The organism is Prevotella disiens (genome assembly GCF_900454955.1).
Classification (GTDB): Bacteria; Bacteroidota; Bacteroidia; order Bacteroidales; family Bacteroidaceae; genus Prevotella; species Prevotella disiens.
Map to the genome: position 1 here is coordinate 1806195 of NZ_UGTL01000001.1, position 11970 is coordinate 1818164.

Annotated in this window: 12 protein-coding genes; 1 reads left to right on the forward strand and 11 read right to left on the reverse strand. The window is 38.4% G+C overall.

Translation table 11 applies throughout. From position 1 onward, the window contains the following. Positions 1-15: 15 nt before the first annotated feature. The 5 genes from recN to dnaN form a co-directional block, all read right to left on the reverse strand. Positions 16-1677 carry a DNA repair protein RecN gene (gene recN / locus DYI03_RS07985; protein WP_021668660.1) on the reverse strand — a complete coding sequence of 554 codons (1662 nt, stop codon included), beginning with the start codon at positions 1675-1677 and terminating at the stop codon, positions 16-18. Positions 1678-1683: 6 nt separating this feature from the next. Then, a complete protein-coding gene (gene porD / locus DYI03_RS07990) occupies positions 1684-2610 on the reverse strand; it encodes a type IX secretion system protein PorD (protein WP_021668659.1) in 927 nt (308 codons plus the stop codon). Continuing rightward, complete coding sequence (coaBC, locus tag DYI03_RS07995; RefSeq protein ID WP_004355734.1) at positions 2546-3748, reverse strand: bifunctional phosphopantothenoylcysteine decarboxylase/phosphopantothenate--cysteine ligase CoaBC; 1203 nt, start codon at positions 3746-3748, stop codon at positions 2546-2548. The genes porD and coaBC overlap by 65 nt, the downstream gene beginning before the upstream one ends. Before the next feature lie 3 nt (positions 3749-3751). Further along, the gene (locus DYI03_RS08000; RefSeq protein WP_004355818.1) at positions 3752-4606 is read right to left on the reverse strand and encodes a 3'-5' exonuclease; all 855 of its coding nucleotides are present in this window, start codon (positions 4604-4606) and stop codon (positions 3752-3754) included. Positions 4607-4676: 70 nt separating this feature from the next. Continuing rightward, on the reverse strand, positions 4677-5801 hold the full coding sequence (gene dnaN, locus DYI03_RS08005; protein ID WP_004355786.1) for a DNA polymerase III subunit beta: 1125 nt from the start codon (positions 5799-5801) through the stop codon (positions 4677-4679). Between the two features lie 214 nt (positions 5802-6015). Between dnaN and DYI03_RS08010 the strand changes: the two genes are divergently transcribed. After that, a complete protein-coding gene (locus DYI03_RS08010; RefSeq protein WP_004355689.1) occupies positions 6016-6411 on the forward strand; it encodes a DUF3127 domain-containing protein in 396 nt (131 codons plus the stop codon). A 108-nt stretch (positions 6412-6519) separates the two neighbouring features. On the opposite strand, the gene DYI03_RS13310 is transcribed toward DYI03_RS08010, so the two are convergent. The 6 genes from DYI03_RS13310 to DYI03_RS08035 all read right to left on the reverse strand — a co-directional run bounded on the left by DYI03_RS13310 (position 6520) and on the right by DYI03_RS08035 (position 11960). Then, a complete protein-coding gene (locus DYI03_RS13310) occupies positions 6520-6708 on the reverse strand; it encodes a hypothetical protein (protein ID WP_004355889.1) in 189 nt (62 codons plus the stop codon). A 552-nt stretch (positions 6709-7260) separates the two neighbouring features. Continuing rightward, positions 7261-8676, reverse strand: a complete 1416-nt coding sequence (locus DYI03_RS08015) for a tetratricopeptide repeat protein (protein ID WP_021668655.1) — start codon at positions 8674-8676, stop codon at positions 7261-7263. A 68-nt stretch (positions 8677-8744) separates the two neighbouring features. Then, entirely contained in the window at positions 8745-9707 is a 963-nt protein-coding gene (locus DYI03_RS08020) for a PstS family phosphate ABC transporter substrate-binding protein (RefSeq protein ID WP_021668654.1), read from the reverse strand. A gap of 10 nt (positions 9708-9717) precedes the next feature. Continuing rightward, positions 9718-10599, reverse strand: a complete 882-nt coding sequence (locus tag DYI03_RS08025) for an energy transducer TonB (RefSeq protein ID WP_021668653.1) — start codon at positions 10597-10599, stop codon at positions 9718-9720. Between the two features lie 33 nt (positions 10600-10632). Continuing rightward, on the reverse strand, positions 10633-11304 hold the full coding sequence (locus DYI03_RS08030) for an ExbD/TolR family protein (protein ID WP_004355849.1): 672 nt from the start codon (positions 11302-11304) through the stop codon (positions 10633-10635). Between the two features lie 2 nt (positions 11305-11306). Beyond that, on the reverse strand, positions 11307-11960 hold the full coding sequence (locus tag DYI03_RS08035; protein ID WP_021668652.1) for an ExbD/TolR family protein: 654 nt from the start codon (positions 11958-11960) through the stop codon (positions 11307-11309). Between the last annotated feature and the right edge of the window lie 10 nt (positions 11961-11970).

The window sequence follows — 11970 nt, forward strand, 5'->3', positions numbered from 1 at the left end:
CTATTTAAGTTATAATCAATTTATTTTTAAAAGTTCGCGTGCATTCATCAATGCTGCCTCAGAAATATCAGTTCCCGAAAGCATTTGTGCTATTTCGGTTACTCGCTCTTCTTCAGAGAGTTGTCTTAGTCTACTCGTAGTACCCTTTTCTGTATCGCGTTTTTCTACCTTGTAATGCGTAGAACCCAACGCAGCAATTTGCGGAAGGTGTGTAATGGAAATGACTTGCTTGTTTTTATTGCCCATTTCTTGCATAACGAATGCCATTTGTTGTGCTACTTTGCCACTCACACCCGTATCTATTTCGTCAAAAATGATAGTTGGCAATTTCACTGCACCACTTATCATTGCCTTTAAAGCCAACATAACTCGTGCAATTTCACCGCCTGACGCCACTTGTGCTATGGGTTGCAACGGACTATTCTTATTCGCTGAGAACAAAACTTCCACTTTATCGGCACCATCACTTGCTAATGGTTTGCTGTCCATGGCTATTTGGAATTGAATATTAGGAATTCCCATTGGTACAAGCTTTTCTTTCATATCCTGCTCGATGATTTTCGCAGCTTTTTGTCTACAGTTTGTCAAAGCAATTGCCAACTCTTTACATCTTTTTTCCTTGGCTTTTACTTCCGCCTCAACTTCGTTTAAAGCTTCATCGCTATTGTCGATTGCACTCAATTTTGTCTTTAAATCATTAGCAATATCCAACAAATCGGCAATTGATTCTACATGGAATTTCTTTTCCAGATGATAGATTTTATCCAACTTCTCATTAATAAAATCCAATCGTTTAGGATCGAAATCCACATCGCTTGTTGCCATTCCCACTTCTTCAGCAATGTCTTTCACCTCAATATAGACCGCATCTAAACGCTGACTAATTTCCTCAGCCTTAGGATAAACCGCAGTGATTGAAGACAAAAAGTCGGCAGTTTTCTTTAGCTTTTTCACCACTCCCATTTCGTCTTCATTCAGTTCGTTATCAGCATCGTATAACGAAACTTTTATATCTTCGGCGTGTGAAAGTGTTTTATACTCTTGTTCCAACTCTTCCTGCTCTTCCTTTTCCAAGTTAGCATTGGCTATTTCTTCGTATTGAAAGCGCATAAATTCTTCGTTTTCTGCACTTTCTTCTAACTGCTTTTTTAATTGTGCTAAGCGTTTTTCGGTATTTTTATAGTCAGTGTAAGCCTCCTTATAATGCTGCAATTCTTGTTCATTTCGGGCAATAATATCAACAATATTAAGCTGAAAATCTTCTTTTTGCAACAATAAATTTTGGTGTTGCGAATGAATATCTACCAACTGGTCGCCCAATTCTCTCATCAAAGTAAGCGACACAGGCGTATCATTTATAAATGCTCGCGACTTTCCACTATCGTTAATTTCACGGCGCAAAATGGTTTCATCAATATCCAAATCAATGCCATTCGCCTTAAAAAAATCATCATAGACACCTTTCGCAAGCGTAAAAACAGCTTCAATGATACATTTTTTCTCCCCTTGTTTAATTTGTTTACTATCAGCACGATTGCCCAACAATAAACTAATTGCACCAAGAATGATACTTTTACCAGCCCCAGTTTCACCACTGATTACCGAAAAGCCATTAAAGAAATCAATGTCTAACTCATCGATGAGTGTAAAATTCTTAATATAAAGATGCTTGAGCATATCCCTTTATTGTTTTATCTTATCCCATGTTGCATTTTGGCTCGCATTGATGTTGAAAAGAATATCATATACAGATTCTTTCTCCTTTTGCGTACCCTTCTTACTATAAATATTCGCCAATTCGTCCTTTTTATAGTCAGTCCAAATCTGTGGCAACAAACTCATAGGCTTGTCTTCATGGGCTTTTTTCAAATTATTTTCCAAGGCAGTAGTAATATTTGTCCTACCGCGTTCCACGCTATTTGCCATTTCGTCCAAGCCCAAACGATAGTAATCGTATTGCAATTGGCGGAATGGTTTCATTGCTCCGTCAAGATAATCATTGATGATAGCAAAGCGATTTTTTGAATTTTCAAATGCTTTCCACCCTGTAAAACTAAGGTTTTGTGCATTATTTGTAAGATTCATGCAACGCTGTAAAACGTCTTCTCCGCCCATAGGTGCAAACGAATCTAAGTCAAGCCCAATGATAAGGTAAGCATAATAACCCAAAAGTGCAGTAAGTTGGTTGTCAATATTTTCCTCGTTAAACTCAATTTGGTCGAACTGAGCAAAAACAAAATTAAAATCGGCATCTTGAATATTGAACAAAGTAGACGAATAAGCCGCATTGAAAACAGGACGATTGGCTTGAATAAGCGCAGTACAAGTAAAAGTGTTACTGCTTTGGTCATACTGTGTTACGGTAATATTGAAATTACAAACAATGCGTTCATTCTTTTGAAACTTCAAATGAGTCCATTGTCGTTCGTTGATAAAACGTTCAAGCGTTTGTTGCAAATTCTCAAACACAGCGTTATCAGTACCCTGTATTTGGTTATGATTCACATTTACCTTTGCTTGCAATTCTTGAGCAAAAGCATTGTTGCTAAAGGATAGAAACCAACTTATCAATAATATCGCAAGCGACCAAACTTTTACTTTTCTTTTCATATTCCTTCTTTCCTTCCTTTGAAATAATGGTGATTTGGTTTTCGTCTGCTTGAAACGTTGTACCAGGTATTCGCGTTGAGTTTAACACAATGAAATCAGCATTCTTCTTCACCAACTTTGCCGAAGCATTTGTTTCTTCATCGTTTGTTTCGAGCGCAAATGCCACTATGCGCTGCTGGTTGGTTTTCAATTTTCCCAATGAAGCAGCAATATCTTGTGTTGGTTGCAAATCAATGTGCAGATTATCTTTTTCGCGTTTTATTTTTTTATCAGCATAAGCCAATGGTTTAAAGTCGGCAACAGCAGCACAAAGTATTGCAACATCAGAAGAAGCGAAATTCTCCATGCAAGTATCATACATTTGTTGGCAACTTTCAACATCAATTCTGTGTATATCTTCGGCACATTTTAGGCTTACAGGTCCAGCCACGAGCGTAACTTTTGCACCACGACGACGACACTCTTCGGCTAAAGCGAAGCCCATTTTACCAGACGAATAATTACCTATAAAACGTACAGGGTCTATTTTTTCGTATGTTGGACCTGCGGTAATTAATATTTTTTTACCTGCCAAATCTTGATATTCCCCTACTCCATTGTTAAAAAAATGTTCAAGTGCCTCAACAATATTATCGGGGTCTTCCATTCGCCCTTTACCTTCCAAACCACTTGCAAGATAGCCACTTGCTGGTTCAATGATATGATTTCCACGTTCAACAAGTGTCTTTAAGTTCTCTTGTGTTGAAGGGTGCTTGTACATATCCAAATCCATTGCAGGAGCAATGAACACGGGCGCCTTCATGGAAAGATAAGTTGTAATGAGCATATTATCGGCTATGCCATGACACATCTTGCCCAACGAAGCTGCCGTACAGGGGGCTATGAGCATAGCATCAGCCCATAATCCTAAATCAACATGCGAGTTCCATGTACCGTCGCGCTGTGAAAAGAAATCGCTTATAACGGGTTTATGCGTCAAAGCTGACAGTGTTATAGGAGTGATAAACTCTTTTCCTGATGAGGTTATAACCACTTGTACTTCAGCACCATGCTTAATGAGTTGACGAATGATAAGGCAACTTTTATAAGCTGCTATTGAACCCGTAATACCAAGTACAATTTTCTTTCCTGTAAGCATAACTTATCGGTTGTTAAATTCGCGCAAACGAATACGAGTCAAAATTTGTTTTGTATTGTAAGTGAAATCGTTTGCCAATATCCAGCTATAAAATCCAGGGTCTTTTCGCAACACTTCAGCTACGTCCCAGCCACGATATTTACCAAAATTGAACACTTCGTGGCGACGTGGTTTGCCATTATCATCAAGCAGTGTGTTGCCGTCCTTGTCGGTAAGGTCTTTCCACACGATACGACCAGCAAAATCGACATTGTCGTTCATGCTTGAGAAGTTGGCCAATTCGTCCATATCGTTTTTCAAAATGCGCTCTGGTTCGTCTTGTTTCTCAGCAGAATACATCTCTATTTGTCCTTGCAGCACACGCCATGTGGCTTCGGTATCTTCGTCAGCCTTATGGGCTGTGAAATCTTCTTCCATTTTTCTGCCACAGTAAAACTCGTAGGCAGCAGCAAGATTGCGGCGTTCCATTTTGTGGAAAATGTTTTGCGCATCAATCAAACGACATTTTGAAAAATCGAAATCTACGCCTGCACGCAAAAATTCTTCTGCCAACATAGGTACATCAAATCGGTTTGAATTGAAGCCAGCAAAGTCGCAGCCTATGAATTTATCGGCTAATTCTTTTGCTTTTTGCTTAAAAGTAGGTGCAGAAGCCACATCAGCATCTGAAATTCCTGTAAGTTCTACCACCTCTTTCGGTATTTCTTTCTCAGGGTTGATATAAAGATTTTCGCGTTCTTCATCACCATTAGGCGAAACCTTTATATATGAAATTTGGATAATGCGGTCTTTTACAAGGTCGAGTCCCGTTGTTTCTAAGTCGAAAACAATGAGGGGCTTCGTAAGATTTAATAACATGCTGTGGGTTTATATTTATGGATATGGGCGGATTTCAAAAAACCCGCCCATACGTTATATTTTGTTTTGATTAATCGTTGAGCAATACTGGCATCACCAACATCAACACGTTTTCGCCTTCAGGTTGTTCAACAGGAACAACCAAGCCTGCGCGTGAAGGGTCGGCGAGTTGTATATTAACTTCCTCGCTTTGCAAATTGCCAAGGATTTCCAACATGCTACTGCCTTTAAAGCCTATGCTCATAGGATTGCCTTCATAAGAACAAGTCATACTTTCCTTTGCGCTTGTTGAGAAATCAATATCTTCGGCATTGAGGTCTAATTGTCCGTTAGCAATATGGAAGCGAATGAGTTGAGAAGAATCGCTTGCGAAAGGCAGCACACGGCGAATAGCACCGATGAGCGACTTGCGGTCAATCGTAATTTGATAAGGATTGTTCTCTGGAATTACGCTATTGTATTTTGGATATTTACCATCAATGAGGCGACAAATCAAATTACCATCAGCAAAAGTAAACTCTGCCGAACGTGAATCGAAACGAACAACAACATCGCCACCACCTTTAGCAACAAAACTCTTCAACAAAGCTGCTGGTTTCTTTGGTAAAATGAACGATGCAGGAACGTTGCTACTGAGAGCAAAAATGCGGTTGCGTACCAACTTATGACCATCGGTTGCAACAACGGCAAGACTTTCAGCAGTAAGGTCAAAGTAAATACCATTCATCACAGGGTGTAATTCGTCTTGAGCAGTTGCAAACAAAGAGCGTGTAATGTTATCAACCAATATATCCGAACTAATCAAAATGCTAGTGGCATCGTCAGACAATGATTGAGGAATAGGAAACTCATCTGAATTTACGATTGGGAAATTATATGAACCATTTTGATAGCTAATGTAAATCATGTGTTCGTCCATATTTACATCAACTGTAAGCGGTTGCTCTGGCAATTCTTTCACAGCATCAAGTATGTTCTGATTGTTCACAGCAAAACTTCCGTTGCCATCCAATGTTTCCAAATTCAACGACATACGAACGACAACTTCACTATCAGAAGCAGTAATGGCAAGCTGATTATTAGAAGCATCGAAGACGAAGCAATTTAAAATTGGCAAAGAACTCTTGCTGTTAATAACTCGTGAAAGCGACAGCAATCTACTGCTCAAGGCAGTGCTTGAAATAGTAAATCTCATTAGTATCCTATTGTTTTAGTTATAACTCTTTTTTGATGAAGGACTTCCCAACAAAGGCATTCGCCTAAGAAGAAAAATCCTCTTTGCCGTACAAAAATACGAAAAAGCAACGTGAAAAACAAAAATTAAGGATAAAAGTTTTTATTTTTAGAACTATTTTAGTAATTTCGCAAAACAAAATAAAGAACTAATAAATAAAAAAATAAAGCAAAAGATGGATTTACAAGGAAGAGTTATCGCAGTATTGCCTGCTCGTGAGGGAGAATCGGCACGTGGACCATGGAAGTCGCAACAATATGTTATCGAAACACACGACCAATATCCTAAGAAAATGGTATTCGACATTTTTGGAGCAGACAGAATAGCACAATTTAATATTCAATCTGGCGAAGAAATCATCGTAAGTTTCGACATTGACGCGCACGAATATCAAGGTCGTTGGTTCAACAACATTCGCGCATGGAACATTCAAAAGATTGATGCAGCTGCAGCACAAGCTGGCGCACCTATACCAACAGCGACTCCACAACCAGCAGCACCAACCACAGGCGCAACCGCTCCGTTCCCTCCAACAGCAACAGAGGAAAATGCGGACGACCTGCCTTTCTAAAAAAAACTACCTTATTTATATAATAGGTACAGAAAAAAGGTTCTAAAACTACAAAAATGTGGTTTTAGAACCTTTTTTTGATTGTATCAAGGATAACTAACCTAAATTTTAATTGTCAGCTTCAAATATTTGGTCTTTATTAGCTGACCTGCAATTGCCGCACTTGGGACATTTGGTTTGTGGCTTTTTAGAGTGGGTGTACAGGAAAATTGTATTACCTTTGTATTCCTCTCTACTACATTCAAGGTTATAAATCCACCAAGCATGATATAGAAAACTACTGTTCATCTTGTACATTTTGTTTTGCTGCAACTCAAATATACATAAAAACGGTAGTTTTCTTCTTTTCTATTGACTTATTTGCAACGTATCACTCGAAATGTCGGATGAGCCATAAATAAGACACTTTGAAGTGTCTCCAAAAGTTTGACACTTCAAAGCGTTTTAATTATTTAATTCTCTATAGATGGGGTCTAAAAAATAGTTTGCCTATTTTGAGTTTTTTTATTGAACACAAATAAGCAGTGAACGAGGGAGCATGGTAGACTATCCACCAAATGAACTGACGATTGGTATCAATAAAAAGACAAAAGAAAGCAAAACGTAACCTATTAACGATGGTAATTTTTAGAACCACCTATAATGAACTCGGTGTTTAGCCGAGTTCTTTTCGTCTAATTAGGGGTATTCAAATTCTTTTTTTTTAAAAACCTATTGTTTTGGAGTGAAAAACAATAGGTTTTGACATTCAAAATAGCCTGTTTTGAAAATAAAAGCATAAAAGAAAAGAGCGATAACAATAATTGTCATCGCTCTTTTTCTTTATTTTTTATACAATATTTGTGTGCATTACATGCCTAATGCCTTTTTAGCATTTTCGTTATTAGGATTTACTGACAATACTTTTTGGAAATATGCCTTAGCTTCATCAGGCTTATTAGTCTTTGAGTAATAATAACCCAAACCATAATAAACTTGTTCCAAATAAGCCTTAGAATCTGCGTCTAATGAAGGTTTAGCTTCTTCAAAAGCAACAATCTTCTTATAAATTTCAGCTACCTTATCAGCGTCATTCTTCATTTGGGCAGCATTAGCTTGGTTAGACCAAATCCAGTCAGATATTGAAGGGAATTTTTCTACCATACGATCATAAATCAAGATAGCCTTATCTAAGCATGCGTCTTTTTGTGCTTTATCTTCAAGTGTTTCAGCCTTTGAAATCCAAGTTTGAGCGAGCTTTGACCAATCGGTTGTTTTAGCCTTCGGATTCTTTGCAAGGTAATCCATTTGAGTTTGCAAAGCCTTTGCATCGTCCCCTTGTGCAGCATAAACATCAGCAAGAGCCTTCATTGGTTCAAGATTTTGGCTATCCATTTCCAAAGCCTTATTCAAATTTTCTAAAGCTTCAGCATATTGCTTATTGCCAACCAAAGCCTTACCATAAACGGCATAGTCGTTAGCTACTTTCTTACCTGAACCTGCAAACATCTTATTGGCAAATTCGATTGCTTCTGGATAAGCACCCTTTTCAACCGCTGCCAACATACCAACGCGTGCAATATATTCACTACTTGGGTTAGCTTCCAAACCTTTTCGCACTACTTCAAGTGCCTTGTCGTATTTGCGAAGAATAAAGGCTGTGTAACCATATTTGTAGAAGTTATCTTCAGAAAGATTAGCGCAATTAGCTTTATCAAACCATTGAAGTGCCTCTTCATACTTACCATCACCCATCATAATTTCAGCAGCAGTAGCTTCAACAGGGTAATTTGGTTCTACTTTGCGCAATTCTTCAAGTTTCTTTACAGAAGTTTCAGGGCTTACATGACGATAAATCTTTGCATATCTTTCGTAAGCAGGAATGTTATGTGGGTCTAAACTAATTGCTGTTTCATAAGATGCTGCAGCAGCACCAGCGTTACCAACACTATCTTGTAACGCATCAATATCACCAAGAAGAAGATAACCTTTGCTACCATTCAGTTTTTTGTTTGAAATAATGGTATTTGCAACCTTTTTAGCTTCGGTGAAATTACGTTGAGCCAAATACACATTACCAAGTGCCGCAAGAGCTTCTTCATCCTTTTTGAAACTTTTCATGTAAGCCTTAATAAGGTCTTTACCAGCTTTAGCATCATTTGGTGCAGCTTCTATTGCACTAATAATTGGGTTGAGAGCAGCCTTATAGCCACCTTCTTGAGCCATTGCAGGAGTTGATAAACTTAGTACCAACGCTCCAGCTAATAAATATTTTTTCGTCTTCATAATCTCTGTATCATTTAGTTAAACTTAATGGAACTTTGACGTAACAATATCCCTTTTAGTTTAATCAATTATTTTCTATTTACTTTTACTTCTCGAATGTTTATTTCGCCACGATAAGGCAACAATCCTGTTTTTAGTATGATTTTTTGACCTATTGGACCTGAGATAAAATTAGCAAAAGCCCAAGGCAAAGCCTTATGTGGGTCGGCTACAATGGCATAAATCGTCCGTACAAATGGGTAACGACCATCAAGAAAATAAGCTTGATAAGGTTGCCAACTATTTGAATCAGTCGCTTTGCTTGTTTTTGATACCGCCATTACACGAATATCATTTCTAAAAGTGGTGTTGGTAGGGTCGCTACGGTCGTTCAACCAATTAGAACCAATTACACCTATTGCGTTAGAAGTCTTCTTCACATATTCAATTACAGCCTTACTATTCGTTGCTGCAACAATGTTTTGACTCTTAATATTTTTTCCTTCTAAGATAGAATCAACAACAAAATGTAATGTTGCCGATGCTTTATTGTCGAATACAATCTTTATATCGCCCTGATTTGACGTTGGATAAAGTTGATTCCATTTTGTAACTTCACCTTTAAGAAGGCGTTTTACATCGTTTACTGTGATACAAGAATCCTTGTTATCTTTATTAATGATAAAAGCAATTCCGTCATAACCCACAGGGAAAACCGATGGAATTGGACCTTTACCGCGTAAAATAGCATCTTCACCTTTGAGCAATCCATGCGAGGTAAAGAATAAATTGACCTTTTGGTCTAACAACAACTTCATGCCTGTGTTATCATCAGTATAAATTGGCAGAAGATGAGTTTGAGGATAACGATATTGATATACTTGCAACTCTTCTTCAATGAAGTTGCTAAAACTTTCGTCAGAGGCGAACTTAATCGTCCCTGACGTCGGTGTATCTGTTCTACCGTCCTTAGCCTTTCTTTCCCCACAAGAGGAAAGAAAGTTTAAGGATAGTATCAATCCTACAAAAATGCAGAATTTAGTTCTTTTCATAAATTTCAAATTAGTTCAACTTGAAAGTAATTGGGAGTTGGAACCATACATTAACTGGAGTACCATTCATCATACCAGGAGTCCAATTAGGCATACTGTTCACAACGCGAAGAGCTTCACGGTCAAGAGCTGGGTCTACACCACGAGCAACAGTTGCTTGGCTAACAGAACCATCACGACCTACAACGAACTTAACAATTACTTTACCTTGAATATTATTATCTTGAGCTACTTGAGGATAAACGATGTGTGAAGATAACCAAGCGGTTACATTACCCTTGAAAGCAGGTTGTTGTTCAGCGAAAGTAAAGATTTTCTTTTCGATATCTTCCTTTGGAGCTTCTACCTTAGGAGCTTCTACAGGTTTCTTTATCTCAGGAATCGCTTCTGGTGTAACTACTGTTGTACGATTAGCAACCGCTGCACGATCGTCTACACCTTCTTTGTTTTCAACACCTACCGCTTTAGTCTCCTTGTTCATCTTGACCATTGGAGGCATTTCCTCTTTTACGTCCTTATCATCTTTGATGACAGGGGCAGTAAACTTCACAGTTGCACGTGTTTCAGGCACAACCTTTTCAGGCTCAATCTTCTTTGGCTCTGGTTTTGGTTGATTCTTCTTACGTTCAGCTTGTTCCTTCTTAGCTTGTTCAAGAGCTGCTAATTCCATTTTAGCTGCGTATGCTTCTTGCGCTGCAAGGTCATCATTGTGTTTTTTTACTTGGTAAGCCAAGTAACCACCACCGAGGAATGCAGCAACAAGCAGAATAGCTAAAGACTTGACATTACGCTGAGAAACAGACTTACGAAGTTCGTAGGCTCCGTATGCCTTGTTCTTGTCAGCGAACACCATGTCGACCCATTTAGGATCGTATAAATCTATTTTTGACATGTTCTTTTTCTTTAATTGTTATACATCAATGAATTAAGCGTTGATACCCTTCTTCAAAAGTGCTTCTTTTTCTTCAGGGGTCAACTTATCAATGACATAAGTTGCAATATATGAAATCTGCATTTCATCGAGAATATCCACAAGGTGACGATAAGAAGCCTTATCAGTTGGCTTAATGATAACTGTCAGAGTAGAAACCTTCTTGCCATTCACGTTACCCATCTTGATGTTAGCAAGTTCAGCCTGATAGATACTATCTGGATAAGCATCTGGGTTAGCATTCTTCTTCTTTTGAAGTTCTTGAACAGCAATCTTCAAGTCGTTATAAGGAACACTTGCGCCATTATCAACTTCTTTGTGTTGAAGAATGTAACGAATACCTGTTTTACCAGTAGTCCAATCAGCTGGCTTCAACCAAGCGGGATTGCCAAGCTCAGGTTTACCTTCTCCGTAGAACATCTTATCATCTTCACCAATGAAAATCGTGATAGAGTGAGATTCTTTAGCCTCATTCTTCTTCACTTGATCAGTGTTTTTGTCATTACTTGGCATGGTCAGCTCCATAGTTGAAGGCTTGCTAAGAGATGTACAAAGCATGAAGAATGTGATAAGCAACATAAGCATGTCTACCATAGGCGTAAAGTCTACACGAACGGTTATCTTTTTTTGTTTTCCGCCGCCTTTTCCTGTTTTCATCATATCCATACTTATTCCTCCTTACCAGCTGCTTGTACAGCCTTTTTAGCGTCCAACTGTGTAATCATGTAGTAATGACTTTCGTCCATATCTTGGAGTTCACTCATCACTTTCTTAACTGTACCATAAGGAGTGTTTGCGTCAGATTTCAAAGCAATTCTAACTTTAGGATTTACTTGACGGGCTGCATTCACCCATTGTTGAAATTCTGTCATGTCCTTTCCTTGGATACTATCGAGAGGGATACCCATCTTTGGGAGTTCTTTACTACGAGCTTGAGCAGGTTTTGTAAGATAAGCTGCAAGTTGGTCAATAGGTGCACCAAATGTAGATTCAGCCAAGAATGTCTTCTTCTGCTCTGGTGTTAATGTTGCAACCATATCAACAATCTGTCCCAACTCATTAGTGTTGTCGTAGTTCATAAATACCTGGCCTTCGCCAGTAGGCTTTCCATTAGCATCCTTTTCAGGGCTAATAAGCACGGTCAAGACACCATTTTCAGGCACCTTCATGTCAGAAACAGAACCTGGTGTATTCACTTTCACAGGCTCATTCTTTACGAATGTAGAGGTGAGCATAAAGAAAGTAAGCAACAAGGTCATAACGTCTGACATCGGCGTCATGTCAATCCATGTGTCTTTTTTCTCAATTTTTACTTTACCCATAGCGATAATG